Annotated in this window: 21 protein-coding genes and 2 pseudogenes; 11 read left to right on the top strand and 12 right to left on the bottom strand. The window is 58.7% G+C overall.

Annotated elements, in window-relative coordinates:
• Window positions 1-179: 179 nt before the first annotated feature.
• From G7009_RS05080 to G7009_RS05040, 9 genes are read right to left on the bottom strand one after another with little or no spacing between them, the layout of a single operon-like run.
• A complete protein-coding gene (locus G7009_RS05080) occupies window positions 180-3,047 on the bottom strand; it encodes a conjugative transfer ATPase (protein WP_181128911.1) in 2,868 nt (955 codons plus the stop codon).
• Window positions 3,047-3,466: a TIGR03751 family conjugal transfer lipoprotein gene (locus G7009_RS05075; RefSeq protein WP_041771759.1), complete on the bottom strand. Its 420-nt coding sequence runs from the start codon at window positions 3,464-3,466 to the stop codon at window positions 3,047-3,049. Before G7009_RS05075 ends, G7009_RS05080 begins: the two co-directional genes overlap by 1 nt.
• Window positions 3,447-4,865, bottom strand: coding sequence for a TIGR03752 family integrating conjugative element protein (locus G7009_RS05070; protein ID WP_181128910.1), 1,419 nt, complete (start codon window positions 4,863-4,865; stop codon window positions 3,447-3,449). The genes G7009_RS05075 and G7009_RS05070 overlap by 20 nt, the downstream gene beginning before the upstream one ends.
• Window positions 4,865-5,725, bottom strand: coding sequence for a TIGR03749 family integrating conjugative element protein (locus G7009_RS05065; RefSeq protein ID WP_181128909.1), 861 nt, complete (start codon window positions 5,723-5,725; stop codon window positions 4,865-4,867). The genes G7009_RS05070 and G7009_RS05065 overlap by 1 nt, the downstream gene beginning before the upstream one ends.
• Complete coding sequence (locus tag G7009_RS05060; protein ID WP_181128908.1) at window positions 5,722-6,393, bottom strand: PFL_4703 family integrating conjugative element protein; 672 nt, start codon at window positions 6,391-6,393, stop codon at window positions 5,722-5,724. The genes G7009_RS05065 and G7009_RS05060 overlap by 4 nt, the downstream gene beginning before the upstream one ends.
• Complete coding sequence (locus G7009_RS05055) at window positions 6,390-6,785, bottom strand: TIGR03750 family conjugal transfer protein (protein WP_181128907.1); 396 nt, start codon at window positions 6,783-6,785, stop codon at window positions 6,390-6,392. Before G7009_RS05055 ends, G7009_RS05060 begins: the two co-directional genes overlap by 4 nt.
• Before the next feature lie 17 nt (window positions 6,786-6,802).
• Window positions 6,803-7,165, bottom strand: a complete 363-nt coding sequence (locus tag G7009_RS05050) for a TIGR03745 family integrating conjugative element membrane protein (protein ID WP_153375596.1) — start codon at window positions 7,163-7,165, stop codon at window positions 6,803-6,805.
• A gap of 12 nt (window positions 7,166-7,177) precedes the next feature.
• Window positions 7,178-7,411, bottom strand: a complete 234-nt coding sequence (locus tag G7009_RS05045; RefSeq protein ID WP_178954749.1) for a TIGR03758 family integrating conjugative element protein — start codon at window positions 7,409-7,411, stop codon at window positions 7,178-7,180.
• A complete protein-coding gene (locus G7009_RS05040; protein ID WP_153375568.1) occupies window positions 7,408-7,779 on the bottom strand; it encodes an integrative conjugative element protein, RAQPRD family in 372 nt (123 codons plus the stop codon). Before G7009_RS05040 ends, G7009_RS05045 begins: the two co-directional genes overlap by 4 nt.
• 187 nt (window positions 7,780-7,966) lie before the next feature.
• On the opposite strand from G7009_RS05040, the gene G7009_RS05035 reads away from it, so the two are divergent.
• Both G7009_RS05035 and G7009_RS27655 read left to right on the top strand, forming a co-directional pair.
• Window positions 7,967-9,004 (top strand): DUF6710 family protein, encoded by a 1,038-nt coding sequence (locus tag G7009_RS05035; RefSeq protein ID WP_153375570.1) that lies wholly within the window; start codon window positions 7,967-7,969, stop codon window positions 9,002-9,004.
• On the top strand, window positions 9,001-9,264 hold the full coding sequence (locus G7009_RS27655; protein ID WP_258197864.1) for an SIR2 family protein: 264 nt from the start codon (window positions 9,001-9,003) through the stop codon (window positions 9,262-9,264). The genes G7009_RS05035 and G7009_RS27655 overlap by 4 nt, the downstream gene beginning before the upstream one ends.
• A 659-nt stretch (window positions 9,265-9,923) precedes the next feature.
• On the opposite strand, the pseudogene G7009_RS28140 reads toward G7009_RS27655, so the two are convergent.
• Window positions 9,924-10,370 (bottom strand): annotated as a pseudogene (locus G7009_RS28140) (methyl-accepting chemotaxis protein); the annotation flags it as partial.
• A gap of 970 nt (window positions 10,371-11,340) precedes the next feature.
• Here G7009_RS28140 and G7009_RS05020 point away from each other — a divergent pair.
• The 3 genes from G7009_RS05020 (at window position 11,341) to leuD (ending at window position 13,986) form a co-directional block, all read left to right on the top strand.
• Window positions 11,341-11,748 (top strand): hypothetical protein, encoded by a 408-nt coding sequence (locus G7009_RS05020; protein WP_153375573.1) that lies wholly within the window; start codon window positions 11,341-11,343, stop codon window positions 11,746-11,748.
• A gap of 175 nt (window positions 11,749-11,923) precedes the next feature.
• Window positions 11,924-13,327 carry a 3-isopropylmalate dehydratase large subunit gene (gene leuC / locus G7009_RS05015; RefSeq protein ID WP_308813313.1) on the top strand — a complete coding sequence of 468 codons (1,404 nt, stop codon included), beginning with the start codon at window positions 11,924-11,926 and terminating at the stop codon, window positions 13,325-13,327.
• Between the two features lie 17 nt (window positions 13,328-13,344).
• On the top strand, window positions 13,345-13,986 hold the full coding sequence (leuD, locus tag G7009_RS05010) for a 3-isopropylmalate dehydratase small subunit (RefSeq protein ID WP_153375578.1): 642 nt from the start codon (window positions 13,345-13,347) through the stop codon (window positions 13,984-13,986).
• Window positions 13,987-14,014: 28 nt separating this feature from the next.
• Here the strand turns inward: leuD and G7009_RS05005 are convergent, their stop codons facing one another.
• Window positions 14,015-15,028, bottom strand: a complete 1,014-nt coding sequence (locus tag G7009_RS05005; protein ID WP_219856439.1) for an IclR family transcriptional regulator — start codon at window positions 15,026-15,028, stop codon at window positions 14,015-14,017.
• On the opposite strand from G7009_RS05005, the gene G7009_RS27475 reads away from it, so the two are divergent.
• The 5 genes and pseudogenes from G7009_RS27475 to G7009_RS04980 all read left to right on the top strand — a co-directional run bounded on the left by G7009_RS27475 (window position 15,023) and on the right by G7009_RS04980 (window position 19,566).
• Window positions 15,023-15,205 (top strand): hypothetical protein, encoded by a 183-nt coding sequence (locus G7009_RS27475; RefSeq protein WP_219856438.1) that lies wholly within the window; start codon window positions 15,023-15,025, stop codon window positions 15,203-15,205. The genes G7009_RS05005 and G7009_RS27475 overlap by 6 nt on opposite strands.
• 31 nt (window positions 15,206-15,236) lie before the next feature.
• Window positions 15,237-16,274: a cupin domain-containing protein gene (locus G7009_RS05000; RefSeq protein ID WP_181128905.1), complete on the top strand. Its 1,038-nt coding sequence runs from the start codon at window positions 15,237-15,239 to the stop codon at window positions 16,272-16,274.
• Between the two features lie 2 nt (window positions 16,275-16,276).
• Window positions 16,277-17,134 carry a fumarylacetoacetate hydrolase family protein gene (locus G7009_RS04995; protein ID WP_181128904.1) on the top strand — a complete coding sequence of 286 codons (858 nt, stop codon included), beginning with the start codon at window positions 16,277-16,279 and terminating at the stop codon, window positions 17,132-17,134.
• Window positions 17,131-18,306, top strand: a complete 1,176-nt coding sequence (locus G7009_RS04990) for a 3-hydroxybenzoate 6-monooxygenase (RefSeq protein WP_181128903.1) — start codon at window positions 17,131-17,133, stop codon at window positions 18,304-18,306. The genes G7009_RS04995 and G7009_RS04990 overlap by 4 nt, the downstream gene beginning before the upstream one ends.
• 83 nt (window positions 18,307-18,389) lie before the next feature.
• Window positions 18,390-19,566: pseudogene (locus G7009_RS04980) on the top strand (OprD family outer membrane porin).
• 109 nt (window positions 19,567-19,675) lie between these two features.
• Here G7009_RS04980 and G7009_RS04975 read toward each other — a convergent pair.
• Window positions 19,676-20,494 (bottom strand): IclR family transcriptional regulator, encoded by an 819-nt coding sequence (locus G7009_RS04975; RefSeq protein ID WP_308813311.1) that lies wholly within the window; start codon window positions 20,492-20,494, stop codon window positions 19,676-19,678.
• A 547-nt stretch (window positions 20,495-21,041) separates the two neighbouring features.
• Between G7009_RS04975 and G7009_RS04970 the strand changes: the two genes are divergently transcribed.
• Complete coding sequence (locus G7009_RS04970; protein WP_153375588.1) at window positions 21,042-22,520, top strand: aldehyde dehydrogenase family protein; 1,479 nt, start codon at window positions 21,042-21,044, stop codon at window positions 22,518-22,520.
• The last annotated feature ends 159 nt before the right edge of the window (window positions 22,521-22,679 follow it).

Genomic DNA, 22,679 nt, shown 5'->3' with positions numbered 1-22,679 from the left:
AACTGATGCGTCGCAGAGCACGTAGGAATGGCGGGATTCGGCGTTTGGGCCAAGGCGGTTCCGCTCCCAGGATAGCGCCTGGCCGTGAGTTCGGGTGTGCGGGAGGATTTGGTTCCCATCGCTCAATAGTCGGCGAAACACCGATTACACCTGTACATTTAGTCTAATTTAAGAGTTCTTCAACGGACCTTGCTCAGGATGCTCCAGTTCATCGGCAGCGGGGCGATACCGCGCGCCCGGTCAATGTTCTCGGCAACCTTGAGCGCGGCGTCGAGTTCGCTGATGCCATGCTGCTGCATAAGTTGGTAGCGCTCGGCCTTTTCCTCCGGCTCGGTTTGGGCGAGCGCGAGATAGAGGCTGGGGGGCACCGCGCGGAACAATAGCTCCATGCTGCGCGACAGGATTACGCCTTCCGAGAACTTGCCGGTCTCCTTTCTGGCAGAGAGCATCAGGGCTTTCTGCGCCGGGGTGAGTTCGCGGAATTTAGCGATTTTCTCCACCTCGTCCGGTGGCATGCCCATGCACAACCACCACTCCATCATGTTCAGCATTGGCTCGGCGGCTTTGGGCAGATCGTCCAGGTTCTGCGTCGCCAGCCAGAACCAGGTCCCTAGTTTGCGCCACATCTTGGTGATTTTGACGATATAGGGCGCGAGTAATGGGTTCTTGGTGATGATATGCCCCTCGTCGGTGACGTTGATGATCGGACGGCCCAGGAACTGGTCGCGCTCGGCGATGTTGTTGACGGTGTTGATCAGCGAGATATAGGCGATGGAAAGCTGAGCGTTGTAGCCCTCCCTGGCATAGGTAGCCAGGTCGACGATGGTGATGTCGGCTTCCGGCCAGGGCGTGCCGGGGCGGTCGAACATATCGCCATCACTGCCCTGGGTGAACATGTCCATGGCATCGGCCATTTCCATCAGCCGTGCACGGCGAACCTCGGGTAAAGTCGTGTCGCGGCTGCGCTCGCGCAGGGCATCGCGAACGTCCCGCGTGAGCACCGCGCGTTGCTCGGCGACACAGCGCTCTGCCGCGTCGAGGATGCATTGGCGAACCAGGCTGCGATCAGCACGCGTCATGCGCGCTTCCTCGCGTTCTTCTCCTCCTGTGATCATTAGGCGGGCGGTGATCTCCAGCTCACCCAGGACGTCGCGCTGCTCATCGCCATCGTTAGCTGCGTCGTCTTCATCCAAGGCATCGGCGTCGAGCGTTTGCACCTGGCAGGGCGTTTCCACCAGCCGGTGCACATCGGCGAACGGGGCGAGGCTGACGCCCGAGCCGGGCGCGAGTTTCACACGATGCACGGTGAGACCCAGCCGCGCGGCGAAATCGCCGTACAGGCCAAAGGAGTTGCCGGCTTCGACGATGAACAGTCTTGGTCGGTAGATCGCGGTGACTTGGTTGAGCAGATTGTTGAGCGTGGCCGACTTGCCGGAGCCGGTCGGGCCGGCGAGGAACAGGTGCGCATTCATTTGCCGATCGAGGCGATTGAGCGGATCGAAGGTGATGGTGCCGCCGCCGCGGTTGAACAATGTGAGACCGGGGTGGCCGGTGCCCTGGCTGCGCCCCCACAGCGGTGCCAGGTTGGCGGCGTGTTGGGCGAACATCAGCTGGGTGTACCACTGGCGCTTGTCCAGCGCAGGGTCGTAGACGCAGGGCAGCCAGCGCAGATAGGTGTTGAGCGGTGCGACCTCATCTTCTTCGCGTACCGGTTGCAGCCCGGCACCGAGCAGCACGTTGCCAAGTTGCAGGCCGCGTGCGTCCAGTTCCGCCTCGTCGCGGCCGCGCAGGTAAAAGGTGAGTGCGCTTCGGTACAGCTTATGGGCGCTGCCGATCAGGCTGCGGGCCTGTTGCACATCGGCACGGGTCTGTTCCGATGCCAAGGTGTCGCCCACGGATTTGCGGCCAAGGTGGTTGAGGTGCGCTTCGAGCACATCCTGCGGGGTGATGACCAGCGTCAGGCACTGAATCGTGTCTTCCGGCAGTTGGTCGAACAGCGCATTGATTGCGTCACCCTTGCGGGTTTCGCCGGTGATATGCCCTGTGGTGGGTGGGCTGCGCAGGCGGTCGACGGCGATGGCGCGGTGCGGCATGCCATCGAAGTACCACTGGCCCAGGGCGGCATCCGAGCGCGGCTGGCCGAAGAACAGCCGTTGTGCGAAATCGGTGCCGCTGGCCAGCTCGATCTCGCCAGGCTCCTGTTCGTCCGGGTAGCGGGTCAGGGCATAGAAGCGCTCCCGGTTTTTGGCGCTGTTACCGAGCTGGGTTGGATGGGGATTGAACCAGCGCAACAACCAGGCGTGGATATCCGCCGCGCCGAGACGCCGGGCGCGCACGCCAGCATGGGCCAGGCCGCCGACGAGGCGGTCGCAGACCCGATTGAGCGCCTGCTCGGGCGATTGTCCACGGCGCTGCGGTGCCTGGCCGACACGGCGATAGACGACCAGCCGCGTGCGCCGAGTCTGCCCGCGCCAGAGCAATTGGGTGACGGTGTTGTCCTCGAACAGCCCGCCAGGCTTGGCGATGGCCTGCAGGTGGTGGCTGAAGAAGCGCAGGTAGAACTCGGTGAAGGCGCTGCCTTGGGCGCGGGGCTGGACGTAGTGGCGCAGCTCATCAAGGTAGCGATCCCAGTTGGTGTCGTCCTGCGCGTAGAGCTGCACGACCCAGGGGTTGTCCTCCAGCTCGTCGAAGGCATCCTGCAGCACGTTTTCCAGGGTGTCGCGGACCTGCAACAGCCAGGCAGGCTCGCGTCCTTCCGTGCCGACCGGGAGCAGCTCGTAGAAGGCCGCCACCGAGGTGCCGTCATCGAGCAGCATGCACTGCGACTGGGGCAGGTACTCGGCCCACGGCAGCAGGTCGGTGAACGAGGGGGCGGCATCGTAGAGCGCTTGCTCGTCGGCCTGGGTGGCTGGCCGCCGCGAAGTGTGCGCGGTGCCGGGTTCGGCAATGCCGTGAGCGCGCAGATCGGCGACATGGCGTGCCCAGGTGTCCGCAGGTGGCGCGGGTTCCTCGGCCTGGCGCCGGTGCTTGAACAGGGACCAGGCCATCAGTAATCCTCGACACGTTCGCCAGGCAGTGCGTACTGCACACGCTGGTACAGGGGGAACAGTGTGGTGTAGCCGGGCACTGGCACCGGGTCGCTGCCGGCCAGATGCGGGAATACATACATCAGCAGATCGGGATTGGGCAGCCGGTGGAACTGCCGGTGTATTTCGTTTTGCGCCGTGCGGGTGTAGCGAGCCTGTACGGCGGGTGCGGCGTGTACATAGGCCTCGGTCAGCGGTCGGCGCAACGCCTGGCGGGCATCGAGCAGTTGCCGGGCGGTGCCGCCGCCGGTCTCGACGTTCCAGATATCGAGCATGGTGGTGTCGTCGTGAGACAGTAGCGTCTCCTTGCTGGTGGCGCAGCCACCGAGCACCAGGGCTATGGCTAGCGGGGCCAAGCAGTCAGTCCAATTCCTGCGCATGGGGCAGCCCTCCAAGGCGGTGATCGACGCGGCGACCTTGCGGGTCGTAGTCGATGGTCAGGGGTTCTTCGAGATGCACGGCCACCTTGGCGCCGGGCTTGACGTAGACGGCTGCGAACGCTTGGCCGTAGAGCTTGTTGACCCAGGCGGACATGTCCTGCATGCCACCAGCGAGTATGCGGCCCATGGCCTCATTCGAGCCGATGCCGACCGTGCCGATGGAGCCGTCGCTGCTCATGTAGGCGGCCTGGCCGTTGTCGGAGTCGATCAGCGAGGCGACGCCCGCGCCGGCCGCGGTGATCAGGGCCTGGGTACCCAGGTACTGCTGGGCATTGCTGCGCCGTTGGCCACTGACGCAGGGGATGCCGTATGGGTCGCTGATCCAACCTATGCCGTCCTGCGTGTTGCTGCTGTCCTGTTGGCGGTTGCCGCCGCGTTCGTCGTCTTTGGGGATGGTTCGGATGGTGCCGTCGTCGAACACGAAGGTGACCGAACGGATCTGCCCGCGCACGCAGGAGAGGGTCCAGTCGCCCGAAGCCGTGCCGCTGACCACCGCACCGGCCACGTCGGGAATGTCGATGCCGTTCGCGGTGAGATTGTCGCGCCCGATCAGGACTTTGAAGGGGTACGGGTCGTTGACGGTTCCGTCGATCGGTACGCGGCCGATCAGTGCCGTCATGGAGATCGAGCCAATCAGGGTCGCGTTGGTCGGCACGGTGTAGACGGCTGTCGTCTCCGGCACACCAGTCGCGCGGCGGCCGGGATCGACGGCGGAGCTGGCAGTGGTTTCCAGCGTCTTCTGTGCCGGCCCGAAGCGGGTCGGGAAGCCGGGGCTGCTGGCAGTGCCGGTGTTGCGCTGCTTGCCGTCGTCGAGCCGGTCCTCCGGCTCGATCCAGCGCAGGGTATCGTCAGCCAGGCCGTCGCTCGGCTCAAAGCCTAGGCCGACCGGTAGATCGGCGGGGTTATCCTTGCCGATGCCATCGAGCCGCTGCTGCAGTTGTTGGAGCAGGCCTTGGGTTTTTTGCCGCTCACTGGTGACCTGCTGTCGATCCTGATGCATCTGATTGCGTTCGCTGTCGAGCGCGCTCTGGATGCGACGGTCGATGGTGCCTTCGCGTTGTCGCAGCCGTTGGTTCTCTTCGCGCTGGACCTTGTTATCGCTCAGTGCTGTCTGCAACTCGGTGCGAAGTTGACGGACTTGGGCGACTAACGTTGCAACGGTGTCACGTGGGGTGTCGCCTTCGATACCAAGCGCTTTGGCTTCATCGGGCGTGAGCCGGGTAGCTTCTTCCAGTGCACCGGGAACGTCGTTGCCGCCAGAGAACAGCTTGATGCCGAGGAACACCAACAGCAGCGCCGGAGGGATCATCAACCATTTGAGCAGGCCATTGCTGTGCATCAGCGACCTCCGTCATCTTGCGGCACGGGCAGGTTGAGGGAGGCATCGACGGGCGCGATGGTTGGCAGCAGGGCCTGCGCCAGCCCGTGTCCACGGGTGACGAGGTAGACGACGGTGGTGTCGTCCGGTGTGCCGCTCGGCCCCAGCGTCGAATGCTGGAAGGTTGCGGTGAGGAACTGGCCATGCAGCGCGCGCGGGTCCAGGTCGAGCCAGTGCGAGGCGCTGTTGCGCAGGCGCACGGCACTGACCCACAGGTCGTCCAGACGCCATGCCGCGAGCGCCTGGGCCTGTATCGGCAGTGTTGGCAACAGGCTGTCCAGCGGCAGGTCGCGGCGCAGGGTTGCGCGTGTGACGCCCGGCACGGGTTCGACGGTTCGCAGCGGTGCGTAAAGGTTCTGTGCCGCGTAACGGGTGAGGATGACGGGCTGCGGTGTAGCCCGCACGGGCGGGGTCGCTGTGGCACTGCCGTCATCTGCATCGGTTTGAGTGTCGGATGATGCGGCCTCGATGATGCGAACCGCCTCCAGAGGTCGCTGGCCCTCCTGCTCGGGTTCGGCGGCGATGTCGAGCAGAATGACGGTACCGGTATCGGCGTCCTGCAGTTGCAGCCGGGTCGGTTCGATTGGCTCGCTCGCCAGCAGGTAGATGGCCCCGGCGGCGCTCTGCACGCGCAGGCGGCTACCGACCGATGCGGGTACGCCGACGCGGACATTGCGCTCGACGAAGACGATGCGCTCCTGGCCAACCACGAGTGGTACGGCCAGCGGCAGTCTTTCCCATCTCAGGAGTTCGGTGGCAGGGACGGCGCTGAACAGAACCAGGGCGAGCGCCGCAAGAGCCAGTGGCAATAAGCGGTTCATTGCATGTTTTCCAGGGAGGGGGCGGGCGCCGCCGAATCGACAGGGGTCGCAATGCGCTGCGGCGCGCCCTCGTAGCAGTCAATGGCAAGCCCGAACGGGTTGCGCTGAGGGTCGACGTCGATCCGCAGGACCTTGAGCGGATAGCGCACCAGCGCGCGTTTGACTTGCTCCGAGGCGTAGTATTCGTCTGCCGTGACGTCGAGGCTCACGACCCACTCGCGGGTGGAGACGGTGCGCACGCGCAGCGTCGGGTTGTCGCCGTAGCCGCGGCCCGGAATCTCGTAGATGCCGCGCACGCGCTGCCGCAGCTCTCCAGCATTGCGGCGGTACTCGTAGTCCTGCTGCAGGAACGCCTGGCAGGCGGGCGTTAGGTAGGACGACAGCGCATGCAGGTTGCGCGGGTAGTCCTCGTCGCCATTGGTGGGCCAGCGCTGGAGCTGCTGCCAGACGTAGAAGGTGAAGGCGTAAACGCTCTCAGGCGGCACGTCCCACCATTTACGAGTACTGCCTGAGCGCAGGTCTGGCGGTACATGGATGGTCAGGTCGCGTGGCGCGCTCCACCAGCCGACGCCCATAACCAGCGCCAGTGCGACCAGCGCGCTGGCCCCGATACGCAGGGTCTTGATGTGGGCTTCGAGCCGCAGCACTTCGTTCTTGAACCGGCTCACAGCGCCTTGCTCCGGCGTGTCGTCCAGTAACCGGATCGTATTACCAGTGCGTGGCCATCGGTGAAAGGCGCGAGCTGTGGCAGATTGACCGCGATCCACCACTGCAACTGCCGGTACAGCCAGGTTTCGGGGCGGCCGCGTTTGAGCCGGCGCAGCGTGCCGCCACCGATGAAAATGCCAGCGGCGACCGCCAGCAAGATGGCCGTAGGGACGATGGCAATCGTCGCGAACATGAAGGCCAGCGGGATACCGCTCCCGAGTCCGATCATCCCCGATGATCCCGCGCAGACCCACAGTTCATTCGCCGTCAGCCCTCGCACCACCACGGGGTGACGGTTGAGGCGGTGGGGCAGGAACGCCACCGTCCCTTCCGGACGGATGTCTTCAGCCATGTCGGCATTCCTTTGGTTCAGAGAACGCCGATGGCTTCGGTCAGCAGCCAGATGCCAACCACGAGCAGGACCGCACCGACCGCCACGGTCAGGCCAAACTGGCCCCAGGTTGAGCGGCCAATGTGGATTTCCGCATAACGGGTGTAGGCGTGGTAGCAGACGCCGACGAACATCGAGGCGACCACGAGCAGTGCGATGAGCATCACGATGTCGTAGCCGTAATTTTGCAGCGTTTCCATGATGCCGCCGCCCGTGCCGCGCGAAGGGTTTTCCAGAGTGGGCAGCTCGGCGTGGGCGAGAGGTGTCAGCACGCTGAGCATCGGCAATGCAGCCAGGCTAGCGAAGTGGAGGGGTCGGGAAATGCGGGTGAACGGCTTCATCATGGCTACCTCTTACGAGAGCAGGAAAAAGGTCAAGACCAGGTACAGCACGGCAAAGCGCACCACGACGACCAGGAACTGACGTTGGGAAAGTTGTTCTTCTGCCCAACCGACGTAGGCGCTGCGCATCGCCCAAGTGCCCCAAACGAGCAGGACGGCAAATACCGCACTGAGCAGCACGGTCGCCATGTCGGAAGGAGGGATGCCGCTGTTGGCCTGGAACGCGGCGGTCTGCGCGGCGTTCATGGCGCGACCTGCGGTTCGAGGGTGGCGACAGGCTGGCGGTAGTCGCCAAACAGCAGGGCGGGGTCGCGCGGTTGCGCACGCGTTGGGGTGAGGTAGTCGTGGATGCCGGCGCGCACGCGCTCAAGGTCAGCGGTGAGACGGGCGTAGTCGAAGTGGTAGCGGGTGCGTTCGTCCTGTTGCTGCGCGGCTTGTTGTGCGACGAGCCGTTCGATGCTGTCGAGCTGGCGCAGCGCGGCGGCGAGCCTGGCGTGTTCGGGCGTGGCATCGTCCGCGCTGGCGTGGCCGGAAACGCATAGGCCGAGCAGCAGCGCCAAGGTCAGACCGGGCGCGTGATGCCTGTCGGCTGGTGGGGGAAGTCGCTTCGACATTGGCCAATCCGCAATTTGCGAGAAGTGGCTAAATGCTCTCGGTATGTCTGGGGTGGTGCCTTAAACAATGGGAACCTGGGTGTACCCCTATTGGGTGGGTGGCGATGGCCTCTGATGGTTGGGTAAAAAGAAATGGGCTGCGCAGGCCGCGATGGGTGCATAAAACGAGAGAGCGAGAGGTACGACGGTGAATACGAATGGGAGGAGAAGATCGAGCTGGCTGGAGCGGGTATTTCGCCATCGTCTGGCAGAGCATGAAGCGGTACGTCGGGAGCGTTTCGAGCATGTCATGAGGCGGGCCAGGGCGGTGGCGGCGGCTGACCCGCTCGGGCTATCCACATTGGTCCGCCTGATCGCCGCACCATTGCAGGCACGGGCCACGACATCGCTGGTATTCCAGCCTGCGCATGGCGCGCGTAGCGCCTACGATCTGTCCGACTTCTTCGGCTCTCTGCTCGCGCGGTTGACCGCGGACGGGATGACGGCTGACCAGGTTGGCGTTCATTTGAAAGAAGCACGTTACCGCCTTCGTCTGGGGCGCGATCCGATCTTGGCCGTGCCCTGGTCAGAATCCAGTTTGACGAATGCCATTGCCAACATTGGGTATTCGCGCCGCATGGGCGAGTGGCGTGCGGACTTCAACCACAAGGTCGAACTGCTGCTGCCATTCGGGCTGGCCCTGGTGCATGGCGGCAACCATTCGCTGGCGGCCGGAATCACCAATGCCGAGGGTACGGTGGTGGTAGAGACGGTGATCGACCTTGCGCCGCTGTACGCCCATGTGCGCTATGACGGCGTGAGCATGATCAGGACGCACGACGGCTTCAACTTGTGGACGCCGGTCGACGAAGAGCTCGGCATCCTGTTCGAGATCGGGCGGCTGATGCTCGAGCATGGGGTGCGCTACGACGCGCAGGTGGCCGCCGATCATGGGAGCAACATCGATGAAAGCAGCGAGAGTTTTCCGACCTGCTACCGGGTTCTCGTCGATGGCCAGGACACCGGCTATTCGCTTTCCGTTAGCGGTGCCACACGGGCGCTGTTGCAAGCTGAAATCGAGCCAGGCAGTGCCGAGGCGCGCTCTGTGACTGTCGAGGGTGCGGCATTCACGCACCGCAACCGGGCCGGCGAAGACAGGCGGGTGATGCTGGAACACTATGGGCGCAGGCCCCTTGTCGATGACCTGGAGCGTGTCACGCAACTATCGATATACGGAAAGGATTGAGGCCGTTTCGTTGCACTGATCGAAGGTGCTGCTTTCCCATCCTCACCACCAATTACGACTTTACGATCGAGGAAGCCTTCGCAGGACCGCTCTACAACCCGTCCTTCCTTTATCCAGAGTCCCGTTACAGCCTATTCCGCCGCTATCAGGCGGCCACTAGGGACATTTGGCATATTCATGGTGACTCGGCTAGACCAAGTTCGATGGTACTGGGATATGACCAATACGCAGGCAGCTTGCAGAAATCCGCAATTACGTAACTGAAGGCGTGAAGATCAAGGCGCTCGATCACCGGCTTTCATCTCCGGTTAAAAATGGCGTGATCGAGTTCGAAAGCAACCGAAGTATTTACTCATGGGTTGACCATTTCCTCAGGGACCACCTGCACATCGTTGGGTTGGGGAATGGATTTCACGGAGATAGATCTTTGGTGGTTGCTGCTTCACAAACGCAGACGTGCCAACCAGGCTGGCAAGGTTTTCTACTACCAGGCAGGTATAGCATCTAGCATGAGAAATTTACCTTCCAGTTGGCGCTACGGCTTTTAAGTAAGAGGTTCTCTGCAAGGAAGTGAGGGATAAATGCCGGCATCAGCCATCGGGTACAAACCCGGGCGCTATCGGGGGTAAGTCCAACGCGCAAGGGGGGCGCCGACGACATGATGGCACCCTGTTACAAACGCCGGCTTTGACAAAGCGAGGCCGGCATGGCACAGATCGCTGTAACACTCGCCGACCGGCTGCATAACGCAGATGCCCGAAAGCGACTATCGCCACCCGCGTCGCGCAGGCGAGCATCTGCAAGCGTGAGGGGATGATGGGTTTGCTTTAGGCATAGGGCGCCTAGCCAGCGATGTGGACGTTGATGGTGAGAAGTGCCCTTCGTTTCGAGGCACTCACGGTCCGTTCCAAAGCGTCTTCTAGTTAGACATGCCTGTTAGCTTCTCATCCGGTAGCAGTGATTCAGCCTGGTCGGCAAGACGGCTGAGACCACTCAGTCTAGACATGATCCGTTCGACGATTTCCATCCGGTCAACCGCTGCGTCTCGCAAGCCTTGCATTGAAAGTAAGGCATCATCGGATTGGGCTAAGCCGTTGCGAGCCGAAACGCTTAACTGCTCTAAACCTCCGCGTGCATCGCCAGCGGTTCGGTCTAAGCTCTGAGCGATCTGATGGATCCGTGCACTAGAGTCGGCAACACGCCGAGAAAGATTTCGCACCTCATCAGCAACGACAGCAAAGCCCCGGCCGTGAGTACCTGCCCGAGCTGCCTCGATAGCTGCGTTCAACGCAAGCAAGTTAGTCTGTCGTGCAATGTCTTGGATACTGCCAACCAGCGCAGTGATCTCCACCGACTGGCCACCTAGCTCGTTAAACGCCTGGTCCAGTTGGCTCATTGAAAGATCCAGCTCTCTGAAGATTTCAGCACTGTTCTGGATGCTGGTGGAGCTGGCGCTGACCTTGATACTCGCATCGCGAGCTAGCTGGTTAGCAAAGCGCATGTCCTGCTCAGTGTGAGTAATTGAAAGGCCCAGCTCCCCCAAGTGCTCGCGGAGTCGGGGGTCGAGAGGTATGCGCTCAGGTGTGTTGAGGCATTCATTAGCGGGCTCACGGGGCACTAGCACCTCGTAAGGAACCTCGATGCAAATCTCTAGCCGTTCAATTCTCTCAAAGTGGTACAGCCATCCTGCAAGGAACAAGGATCCCACGGCAATCGATAGGCAGGTGCTCAAGTTCTCGGGAAAGAAGGCCGCAGCCAAGCAGGCAATGATGCCGCCGCTTTGAACTGCTGCTGCAAGGTAAAGCCGCTTCGTGATTTTGGACATTTTTGCTCTCCAGCCCCCGTACGGAACTCAAATTATTCTTGTTATTGGATTGCCACTGTCTGAATGGCGTGCAGCTGGGCGGTGCGTCCGCCCCTGGGACGTGCACAGACGTCTGGCAGTTAATGCTATGGCGGGGGCGACATGTAGCAATATCCGAATTGCGCACCTCAGTATCCAATCCCTGTCGGCTCTCCCCCTGGCTGTGTGGCCTTATGACGTCTCTCTATCGTGCGCGCTGACGCCGACGATGAAGGCGCGCATCGATGGCGAGGCAACTGACATCCCATCACGACAGACCAGCCGTCATGGTCCGAATCCGAGTTAAGCAGAAAACGCACAATTATCTCAATAGGATAATTTGTCTTGATATAGGTTTTTTTTAGCATTATTGTCGCCTGGCAATAATTCTGATCGCTCCGCATGTGCAGGAGAAGCAGCCTGTGTCTCATCCAATCTACCCCCTGGAACCCGAGCAGCTCCGACTCAAACGTTGAGGACAGAAGGGAAGGACGTGGCCGCGCGAGTCATTGATACGTTCTACTCTGCCTTAGATATCAACGCCTTACGCTTTCAGCTAGATCGCAAGCTTGATCTCGAAACCGGGAGCCATGTGATTTTTGCAGTTCCGAATGAGCCGTTCACCTTGAGCCGAACGTATTCGGTCGTGGAGTACGATCCTCAAGCTCAGGTCCTGACGATTGCGGTAAAACTTGGACCGCAAAGTCGTGGTGGCTCTGCCTATATGTGGTGCCTGCTTCCAGGTGATGAGGTTCAGATCACCAGTCATGGAAACTCGCTGCCATTGAGCGACGGCGCTATGAGATACGTGTTGATTACCGGAGGAATTGGGGTGCCGCCACCGCGCGTGACTTTGATCCCCCTTTCGATGAAAGGGGTTAGATGGGGCCATCAGTCGTAACGAGCTGAATAGGACCGATGGTCCATGGCTTCGGTTATCCGCATTACTCGAAGCCCCAACACTTACACGGCAAATCACGCTGAAGCGATAATCGTTGAGCATGCACCGATCAGCAGTCCAGCAGCTGGAGGTGGCCAACCTTCGTGAACACAAGCGCCCATACCTGGAAGTTTCAATAATGCCCAAAACACTACTCCACAAGCTATGGAATGCCCATACCGTACGGGAAGGGCCGGCCGGCTCGGCCGTGCTCTACATTGATCGTCATTTGGTCAATGAAGTTACGAGCCCCCAGGCTTTCGAAGGATTATCCGTCGCTGGCCGCCGCCCCTGGCGGGGAGACACAGTGATTGCTACCTCCGATCACAATGTCCCAACTCGTGAGCTGGAGATGGGAATTCGCGATCCATTAGCGAGAACTCAGGTACAAACGTTGGAGCGAAACTGCGAGACGTTCGGCCTGAAGCAGTACCGTCTCGGTGAGCATGGCCAGGGCATTCTTCACGTAACGGGACCCGAACTGGGTGCCACGTTACCAGGCATGACTATTGTCTGTGGCGACTCCCATACCAGCACGCACGGTGCATTTGCTGCGCTGGCTTTTGGTATTGGTACTTCTGAGATCGAACAGGTACTGGCCACGCAGTGCTTACTTGTCTCCCGTATGGCGACCATGAACATCCAGATCGAGGGTACCTTGCCATGGCGTGTAACGGCCAAGGATCTGGCACTGTTCATAATTCGAAAGATCGGGACTGCTGGTGCCACGGGTTATGCGATCGAGTTCAGCGGTTCGACCGTACGGGGAATGTCGATGGAGGCGCGTATGACCCTGTGCAACATGGCCATTGAGGCCGGCGCCCGTGTCGGCCTCATCGGTGTAGATGAAACCACTCTGACCTATCTCCACGGTCGCTCATACGCCCCTAAAGGTGAAGCGTGGGATGCAGCGTGTCTGTACTGGCGCGGCCTTCGCAGCGATGAGGGAGCTATTTTCGACAAGACGCTTCGCTTAGATGCCCGCGAGATTACTGCGCAGGTTTCATGGGGTACATCTCCGCAAATGACATGCGATGTGACGGGTCAAATTCCCGACCCCCTAGATGAACCTGATATGAGCATTCGCCAAGCCATGGTTCATGCCCTGAAGTACATGGGATTGCAAGGAGGTACCCAGATCCAAGCCGTGGAGCTTGACAAGATTTTCATTGGCTCGTGCACAAATGCACGACTGGAAGACCTTCGGGCAGCTGCACGCATCGTCGAGGGTCGGAAGATCTCCAAGCGCATTCGCCAAGCTTTGGTAGTGCCCGGCTCCCAGGCGGTCAAGGCGATGGCAGAGGCTGAGGGCTTGGACAAAGTCTTTAGCGATGCTGGATTCGAATGGAGAGAGCCAGGATGTTCGATGTGTCTTGGCATGAATGAGGACAGATTGTTGCCAGGTGAGCGTTGTGCTTCCACATCGAATCGTAACTTCGAAGGCCGACAAGGCCAAGGTGGAAGGACACATCTCGTCAGCCCGGTTACCGCTGCGGCAGCAGCTCTGGCGGGTCACTTTGTCGACCCTCGAACCTTATGAGCACGGAGACTTCAGCGTTGAAAAATTTTGAGACGTTCAGCGGTGTAGTGGCCCCGCTTGATCGGGCCAATGTGGATACCGACGCCATCCTGCCTAAGCAGTACATGAAGCTCATCAGCAAGTATGGCTATGGAGATTATCTGTTCGACAACTGGCGTTATGAGGACGAAGGCCAGCCGGGAGATGACTGCTCCCTTCGTCCTCTCGCCAAGGACTTCGTGCTCAACAAGGCCTCGTTCAGATCCGCGCAGATACTGCTATGCCGCGATAACTTCGGCTGCGGTTCAAGTCGCGAGCATGCCCCTTGGGCCTTGCGTGACTTCGGAATCAAGGTCTTGATAAGCAGCAGTTTTGCGGAAATATTCCAGGGCAATTGCCTTAAAAATGGACTTCTGCCAGTCGTATTAGCCAAGTCGCGTGTTGACCAGTTGTTTGACCTGGCAGAAGCAGAATTGCCCCTCACGCTGACGGTTGATCTGCTGGGACAGCGGGTAGTGAGTCCAGATGGTGAAGTCGACATATTCGAGATCGATGCCTTCCGCAAAAAATGCCTGCTAGAAGGATTGGATGAAATCAGCGTTGCTCTGGAACACGCAAATGACGTCAGGGCTTACGAGCTGCGCCGGCGGCTGAGCGAGCCTTGGCTGTTTCCTGAATAAGTGATTGAGCTTGGCTGCGATCAGCTATTCAAGCTGAGTGAGCCGCCAGCTCGGCCATCGCCCGGCTCATGGTATGACCCGCAGCTGCGACCACGGGAGCGAGTCTGTCCTTCAGTTGATCCGAGGCTGCTGCCACTGGGATTACCAAGCTAATGCTGCCAATGACTCGTTTGTCATCGAAGATGGGCGCTGAGATCCCCGCCGCGCTGTGGCCTAGATCGCCTGCCGTCATAACTACTTGCTGCGATCTCAGACGACGTAGGGCCTGTTTGACCTCGGTCCAGTTCGAGCCTAAGTGGAAACGTTGGAATTCAGCGGGTACATCTTCGTAGTAGGCTTTGACCTGCCGCAGGGGCAGATGGGCGAGGATGGCTTTGGACGCCGCGCCTTGGTAGAGGGGCCTTGGCAGTCCGCGCTCGTAGCTGATCTCTTGAGCGAAACGAGTTTTGAATTCCTCGTGCACGCACATCACCTGCTCTCGGTAGTAGCGGCACAGTATCGCTGTGCAGCCGTCCGGCCCCGAGGAGAGCATTTCATTCATCACCGCTCGGGCGGCCTGAATCATCGGGTCGCCAGTCCTCATTTTTCTGTCCAAAGCAATGATGGCTGGGCCAAGAACATAGCGTCCAGGTGTGAATGCGCTGATGTAGCCCGCACCCGAGAGCGTACGGGAGTAGCGGTAGGTGTGGCTAGCCGACAAGCCAAGCTCGACCGCCGCCTCGTCTACAGACCAGTCATTTTTCCCATCACTACTGAAGAGCTCAAGCAAACGCATCAGGCGGTCGTGAGAGCTGCCTTTGCCTTCTTCGAGTGGTTTTCCTGGCACATCGATCTGCTGCTGCCGACTCACCGCCAACCCCTTTTCGCGTTGCTTCTGAAGTGAAAAACCCGAGTGTACAAGCAAAGGGGTCACCTCGGGATAAGACAAAATTATCCTAATGAAGTAATTTTGTTGGAACACAATAAAAAACGCACAATTATCGTTTAGCGGTAAAAATAACAAAAACCAGCCTTGGACTGCTTGCCATGAATCAGCGTGCATTACCAGTCGTGGACATTGCCCCCCTTCTTGATCACGGGCAGTGGACGCCTTTCAGGCGCACGGTTCTTCGGCTTCCTCGCCGCCATGATGGTTCTGGCCTTCTTCGCGCTGCAGTTGTTTCGCCGCCATATCGCCCAGCCCAAGCTTCAGCGCAAACACGGACTGTCCGCGGACTGATTTTTCCACAGCAAGTTAAAGGAGATACCCCATGACCACCTCTGCATTCAGGGAACTGATCGCGAGCGACAACATGACCCCCCTCTGGGAGGTGCTCAGAGGACTCACTCCGCGTGAGCCCAAGCAGGTCGATGATGTCGCCGTTTGGAGAGCCGACACCATCCGCCAGAACATGAAAATGGCCTGCGAAGTTATCTCTGCTGAGGATGCGGAGCGACGTGTGCTGGTGCTTGAAAACCCTTCACGTCGCGGCAAGTCGCAGGCCACATCATCGTTGTACGCCGGGATCCAGATGATTCTGCCTGGCGAGGTTGCGCCGAGCCACCGACATACGGCCTCTGCGCTCAGGTTAATTCTCAGTGGGCAAGGCGGCTACACCACGGTTCGTGGCGAGAAAGTCATGATGCACCCAGGGGATTTCGTGATCACCCCTACCAACGTGTTTCACGACCACGGCGCCGAAGGTGACGACCCGGTCATGTGGCTGGATGGCCTTGATGTGCCAGTGGTGCAACTTCTTAACGCCGGCTTTTCAGCTGACGATCCACAAACCCGCCAGGCTTTGAGCCATCCAACGGGTGATGCGAGCGCTCGTTTTGCATCGGGTCTGCGTCCCGTTAACGATGAGCCGTCGGGACCTGTCAGCCCGCTGTTCCACTACCCGTACACCCGAACACTCGCAGCTCTCGAACAACTTTCGCTCGCTAAGGACGTGGACGAGTGCTCGGGCATCAAGTTGATGTTCACCAATCCCACCAACGGCCTATCGCCGATTCGCTCTATGGGGGCATTCATGCAGATGTTCCCTGCGGGCTTTAGCGGTCAGCGTTTCCGCGAAACCGATGGCGCCGTTTGCTGCGTCGTGGAAGGGAGCCTGCGCTTGCAAGTTGGCGATCAAGAATTCACTGCCTGCAAGGACGATGTGTTCGTGATTCCGGGCTGGGCATGGCGCTCATTTGAAACAGACGAGCGATGCGTGCTGTTCAGCTTCTCCGATCGACCGCTGCAAGAGCATTTGGGCTTCTGGCGCAGCGAGACAAACCACCCTGATGAAAAAAACCAGGAGTAAATATGAAACTCTGCTTTTTTAACGACAATCGCCTCGGACTCGTCGAAGCCAACACCGTTTACGATGTTTCTGAAGCACTGCGTCAGCTGCCGACCTCGGGCTATCCCTATCCCCAGACCGACGCGCTGATTACCAACCTAGAGCAGCTGACGCCGGAAATTATTCGGTTGAGAGAAGGTGCATCGTCCTTCCCTTTGAACGAGGTAACACTGCTTAGCCCCGTGGCGAATCCTGGAAAAATCGTCGCAGCGCCGGTGAATTATCAAGCGCACCTGGACGAGGCGATCGCTGATCCAGCGACCTTCACACGTGCGAACGTCAGGAAGATTCAGGAAACTGGCCTTTTCCTGAAAGCGACGAGCTCGCTGATCGGCGCCGGCCAACAGGTCGTCATCGGTTTGCCTGAACGCCGTACCGATCATGAGATCGAGTTGGTAGCAGTAATTGGGAAACGCGCTAAGAATGTCAGCGCTCGTGATGCACTTTCCTACGTTGCTGGTTACAGCATCGGCTTGGATATCACTATCCGTGGTCCGGAAGAGCGAAGCCTGCGCAAGTCTCTGGACACCTACACCGTCCTTGGCCCTTGGTTGGTTACTGCAGATGAGCTGTCCGATCCGCATGCTCTGGAAATGGTCCTGGACATCAACGGCGAAAAGCGACAGCACGCTAATACCAGTGACCTGATCATGGATGTAGCTGAGCTGATCGAGTTCGCTTCCCAGTACTACACCCTGGAGCCGGGTGACTTGCTGTTCACAGGCACTCCGGAAGGCGTGGCACCCATTGTTGCCGGTGATCGAATCAATGCTCGCATCGACAACATTGGCCAGTTGAGCGTTGATGTAGTGCAGTCATGACTCAGGCCAATCCAGTCGTTATCGTCGGTGGAGGTATCGGAGGCCTGGCGGCCGCTCTCGCCCTCTCGCAGAAAGGTATCGCATCACTTTTGATTGAGCAGGCGAATGAATTTCGTGAAGTAGGCGCGGGCATCCAGGTAGGCCCAAATGGCTATCGTGTGCTGGAGACGCTGGGTATCGCCGATAAGGTAGCCGAGTTGGCGGTGCTGCCCGACGACCTGATCTTTATGGATGGCGTTACCGAAAAGCAGATCACTTCAATCCCAACAGGCGCCGCCTTCCGCGACCGTTTCAAGTATCCGTATTCCCTAGTCCATCGTGCCGACCTGCACAGCGTTCTGCTGGAGGCCTGCCGTGAATCAGAGTTGGTTCAATTTCAGGGCGCGACGAAGGTCGTAAGCTACGAGGACACCGGGACCTCCGTGAGCGTTTTCACTGATAAAGGCGAGCCTTTCCAGGCTAGCGCCCTAATTGGCGCGGATGGCCTGTGGTCCAAAGTAAGGGAACGAATCGTAGGTGATGGCGCCCCGGTCGTATCCGGCCATATCGCCTACCGAGCGGTCCTGCCTATTGAGGATGTGCCGGTCGAGTTCCGCCGAAATGCCATGATTCTTTGGGGGGGGCCGAAGTGCCACTTGGTTCAATACCCACTGCGAGGTGGAAAACTGTTTAACCTGGTGGCGGTGTTCCACAGTGATAAATATGTCGAAGGGTGGAACACCGAGGGTGATCGTGAGGAGTTGATCAAACGCTTCGCCGGTACCTGCCCAACGGTGCAGACCTTGCTGTCCAAAATCGACAGCTGGCGCATGTGGGTGTTGTGTGATCGTCAGCCGGTCAAGCAGTGGTGCTCGGGGCGGAGCGTACTCCTAGGTGACGCTGCTCACCCAATGCTGCAGTACCTGGCACAAGGCGCTTGCATGGCCATGGAAGACGCAGTTGTACTCGCCGATGAAATGTCCAGGGCCAATGGTTGGTATGCCGGGGCCTTTGAAAAATACCAGGCTCGTCGGTATCTGCGAACCGGACGGTGCCAAGTGATGGCCCGTGTCCACGGTGACTTCTACCACGCAGAGGGAGTTGTAGCGGAGCTGCGAAATGGAATGCTTGCGAAGCGTACGGCCGAACAGGCTTACGACGGGCTGAGCTGGCTTTATGACGCGGTGATCTGAATCAAGCCCGCGGAGATCGAGTCCGACCTCCGCGGGTTGTCTTTTGAAATTCTCGTCTTACAAAAACAATAACGAGTGAACTCATGAACGCGAGATGCGCTACCTTGCTGGCAGCGCTTTGCCTTGCTGAGCGCTGCATCGCCGGCGACGCGCCGGCATTTCTGTCCGAAGCCACGGCAACACTACAAACCCGAAACTACTACTTCCAACGCAACTACTCCGATATCAGGGGTACGGAGCGCTCGAAGGCGGAAGAATGGGCTCAGGGCTTCATTTTCAACTTCAAGTCGGGCTATACGCCTGGCAGCCTTGGTTTGGGCGTCGACGCTACAGCCACATTGGGCATAAAGCTGGATAGCGGACCTGGGCGCGTAGGCGTTGGATTGCTACCGGTCCAGGATGACGGCCACCCCGCCGATGAGTACAGCCGGTTAGGTGGGGCAAGGTGAAAGCCTTGCAGCGACTGCTGACTCGCTCGTTCAGCGGCAAAATGTTGGCCGTGAAACGAGTGACGGAAAACAGAGGGAAGAGAACACCGGGCGTTGATGGCAAGATCTGGTCGACTCCGGTGGCCAAATCGACGGGAGCACACATCCCTCAACGCAATGCCAGCAGCGATGCGTTTAATTATGTTGGTGGGGATTACACGTTCAACGGCAACAGAACGACACTGAGCGGATGGATAGGCCAGTTGGAGGACATTTATCTCCAGACGTACCTCGGGGTTGAGCATAAAGGCTCTCTGGGCTCTTGGTCATTGGCAGGCATTCTCGGGCTCTATGATGCGGTTGAAGACGGCGCCCATTTGATCGGCGATGTGGACAACCGGGCGCTTCATGGCATGGTTTCCGCAACGAAGGCAGGTCATACATTCTCGTTGGGTTACCAGTGGATGTTCGGTGAAACGGCTTTCCCGCGCGTGTTCGCAAATATTGCACCGTTGAGCAATGAACTGCCCACTTACGACTTTTCGTTTACCGACGAAATCTCGTATCAGCTCAAGTACCGCTACGACTTCGTCGCAGTGGGTATCCCGGGCCTAGCGCTTACCGCGCGCTACGGACCGGCGACAATGTGAAGACCGGGCGAGGCTATGAAGGGAAGGACACAGAGCGAGACCTTGATCTCTCTTACGTGGTGCAGAGCGGCTCACTTCAGGGATTGGGTATTCGCCTTCGGAACGCGGCTGCGCGCTCGAATTATCGCACTGACATAGACGAGTATCGGATCATCTTCAGCTACACTTGGGATGTGCTTTGAAGCTTCTAGTGGAACAGCGCAGCACCCGATGTCTGTTCGGTTGTGATACCGGTAGTACTCCGGCGCACGGCCGCTGCCCCGCACTGCCGACCTTGCTATGAAGGACTAATCAGAGAGAGTTCGCCGCCAGAGCAGCCATCGTGTTGCTCATTGTCTGAGCCGCAGCAGCTACTACGGGAGCCAACTGAGCTTTCACCTCATCAGATGCTAGGGCTGCTGGTACTACGAGGCTTATGCTTCCGATCACCCGTTTGTCATCGAAGATCGCCGCCGAAATGCCAGCCGCACTGCTGCCCAACTCGCCTGAAGTGATCACAGCCTGTTGCTCCCTGAGTGCTCGTAACGCCTGCTTCAATTCGGACCAGTTTGCACCTAGGTGGAAGCGCTCGAACTCCTTCGGTACCTCCTCATAGAAGGCTTTCACCTGTCGCAGAGGGAGGTGAGCAAGAATGACCTTCGATGCCGCGCCTTGGTATAGAGGCCGTGGAAGTCCGCGCTCGTAGCTAACCTCGTGCTGGAAGCGAGTGGTGAACTCCTCATGAACGCACATGACCTGACCTTGGAAATATCGGCACAGAATTGCGATGCAGCCTGCTGGAACAGGCACAAGAATTTCATTCATCAGTGATCGGGCCGCCTGAATCATCGGATCGCCTGTCCGCATTTTCCTATCCAGCGCGATGATTGCAGGGCCGAGTACATAGCGCCCAGGGGTGAAGGCGCTGATGTAGCCAGCGCCGGAGAGGGTGCGGAAATAACGGTATGTATGGCTAGCCGAAAGCCCTAGCTCGATGGCCGCTTCGTCTACTGACCAATGACTTTTTCCCTCTCTGCTGAAAAGCTCAAGCAGAAGCATTAAGCGATTCAGCGAGCCCGATTTTCCTTCCTCGGGTCCTCTATCTGAGGTGTCACTGGACTCATGCCGCACTGCGAATCTCCTCCAAACCTGTTGTTGGCTAGTACCAGCGGAGTGTACAGGGAAACCGCCGCTCGCCAATAAAGCAAAAACTATCCTAATGGGATAACTATGTTGACGCGGATCAAAAAAAGCGTAATTATCGTATTGCACTAATTCTTACAAAAATCACCTTGAGGTGCTAGGTACCCATTCATGAGCCAAGCTCTGCCTGCCGACCTTAGCAGCCCCTCTTGCGAGCTAGGGAAGGCCTTGCTCCAGCCTCTCAAACTTGTCGCGATACTCGTGGCCCCGTTGCTTCTGCACAGCCTTGCCTGGCAATTGGGCGCAGCTTTGGCGAGGGCCTCCAGACAAGCAGCCCTTACAGCGGGAACCCCACAACTCTCTGCCCTCTGGTCCTATGCGACCCGCCAAATTTTCGGTGCCATTTCGGGCTCTCTCACGCGCGCGTATCAAAAAAAACCTGAGCCGGCACAGGACAGCCTCGCTGAGCATCAAGCCCAAGGTGTCTGATCTCGAACACTCCGTAACCAAATCATCGATAGGAAGGTTGTTAGAAATGAATAAGCCGACACTGCTTCCGTACAAAATCACCGGCCAGCAATTTATCAACGGCAATTGGAGCATGGGACGCTCGGAACGTCGTCTCGACGACCGCAACCCCTATAACAATGAGCAGTTGCTCGACATGCAGCTTGGATCTGTACAGGACCTTGATGAGGCCTATCAAGGGTCGAAGCAGGCTCAGCAGCAGTGGGCGAAGGTAGCTCCTGCTGAGCGTGTTGCGCTGGTGAATGCTTTGGCTTCGGTCATGGAGTCCCGTAGCGATGAAATTATTGACTGGCTTATTCGCGAGTCAGGCAGTACCCGTGGAAAAGCAACCTTTGAGTGTTTCCATACGATTAGCATGGTTCGTGAAAGCGCCACTCTCCCGTACCAGGTGGAAGGTAAAGTCCTTACCAGCTATAAACCGGGGAAGCAAAGCTTCGTATTTCGTGAGCCGCTCGGAGTCATAGGCGTCATCAGCCCCTGGAATTTCCCGCTCTATCTCAGCATGCGCTCAGTCGTGCCAGCGGTCGCATTAGGCAATACCGTAGTCTTGAAGCCAGCTAGCGATACGGCTATCACTGGTGGCCTTTTGATAGCTCATCTGTTCGAGGAAGCTGGCTTCCCGCCAGGGGTGGTAAACGTGATTGTTGGCGCCGGTTCCGAAATCGGTGATGCCTTCGTAGAACACTCCGTTCCAAGCTTGATTTCGTTTACAGGATCGACAGACATCGGCCGCAGTGTGGGGCGCATTGCTGTCGGCGGAAAATACATCAAGCGCGTAGCCCTCGAACTTGGTGGTAACGCTCCACTGGTCGTATTGGACGACGCCGACATCGAGGCCGCAGCCCATGCGGCAGTGGTGGGTCGCTTCCTGCATCAGGGCCAAGTCTGCATGAGTGTCAATCGGGTCATCGTTGATCAAAAGATCTATAACGACTTTGCCGCCCTCGTAGTGGAGCGAGTTCAGAAGCTTTCTGTGGGTGACCCTAACCTGGCTGAAACGGTGATCGGACCAGTTGTGAGCCAGAGCCAACTGACTGGTTTGCTCAACAAAATCACCCGAGCAAACCGCGATGGTCTTGAGTGCCTCCATAGCGGAGCTGCATCAGGCTTGGTTCTTCCACCACATGTTTATGGACGGGTAGCACCACATCACGAGCTGGCATACGACGAAACATTCGGGCCGATCATGCCTTTGGTCATTTCTCAAAACGAAGAGCATGCTTTGGAGCTCTCTAACTCCAGCGAGTTTGGGCTTTCGAGCGCTGTGTTTACGCGAGACATGGATCGCGGCTTGCGCTTCGCAAGCGGTATCGTTGCAGGCATTACGCATATAAACGACATCACCATCGATGACCAGCCCAACGCGCCCTTTGGAGGGGAGAAAAACTCTGGCCTAGGTCGATTCAACGGAAGCTATGCCATCGACGAGTTCACCAGAGCTCACTGGGTAACTTGGCAGCAAGCAGGTCACAACTATCCGTTCTGAGAAGATTTTTCTGAGAAAGCGGGGAGCGGCGGCTCCGCTTTTCGGTATCAAGAGGTTAGACCCAGCGAGAGTTCGCTAGATTGGCAAGTGAAATTTATTTCAAATAATTCGACAGGTTGCTTGAGGCAGAATTTCAATTAATCTGCTCGCACTTAATTC

This window comes from Pseudomonas capeferrum, assembly GCF_013523055.1.
Lineage (GTDB): Bacteria > Pseudomonadota > Gammaproteobacteria > Pseudomonadales > Pseudomonadaceae > Aquipseudomonas > Aquipseudomonas capeferrum_A.
This window is presented reverse-complemented; position numbering and strand designations above follow the sequence as displayed.

Bases quoted from the DNA above. Each gene is read 5' to 3' on its own strand.
- G7009_RS05080 (WP_181128911.1), bottom strand. From the start codon at position 3,047: ATGGCCTGGTCCCTGTTCAAGCACCGGCGCCAGGCCGAGGAACCCGCG.
- G7009_RS05075 (WP_041771759.1), bottom strand. From the start codon at position 3,466: ATGCGCAGGAATTGGACTGACTGCTTGGCCCCGCTAGCCATAGCCCTG.
- G7009_RS05070 (WP_181128910.1), bottom strand. From the start codon at position 4,865: ATGCACAGCAATGGCCTGCTCAAATGGTTGATGATCCCTCCGGCGCTG.
- G7009_RS05065 (WP_181128909.1), bottom strand. From the start codon at position 5,725: ATGAACCGCTTATTGCCACTGGCTCTTGCGGCGCTCGCCCTGGTTCTG.
- G7009_RS05055 (WP_181128907.1), bottom strand. From the start codon at position 6,785: ATGGCTGAAGACATCCGTCCGGAAGGGACGGTGGCGTTCCTGCCCCAC.
- G7009_RS05050 (WP_153375596.1), bottom strand. From the start codon at position 7,165: ATGAAGCCGTTCACCCGCATTTCCCGACCCCTCCACTTCGCTAGCCTG.
- G7009_RS05045 (WP_178954749.1), bottom strand. From the start codon at position 7,411: ATGAACGCCGCGCAGACCGCCGCGTTCCAGGCCAACAGCGGCATCCCT.
- G7009_RS05040 (WP_153375568.1), bottom strand. From the start codon at position 7,779: ATGTCGAAGCGACTTCCCCCACCAGCCGACAGGCATCACGCGCCCGGT.
- G7009_RS05005 (WP_219856439.1), bottom strand. From the start codon at position 15,028: ATGCACGCTGATTCATGGCAAGCAGTCCAAGGCTGGTTTTTGTTATTT.
- G7009_RS05000 (WP_181128905.1), top strand. From the start codon at position 15,237: ATGACCACCTCTGCATTCAGGGAACTGATCGCGAGCGACAACATGACC.
- G7009_RS04995 (WP_181128904.1), top strand. From the start codon at position 16,277: ATGAAACTCTGCTTTTTTAACGACAATCGCCTCGGACTCGTCGAAGCC.
- G7009_RS04990 (WP_181128903.1), top strand. From the start codon at position 17,131: ATGACTCAGGCCAATCCAGTCGTTATCGTCGGTGGAGGTATCGGAGGC.
- G7009_RS04970 (WP_153375588.1), top strand. From the start codon at position 21,042: ATGAATAAGCCGACACTGCTTCCGTACAAAATCACCGGCCAGCAATTT.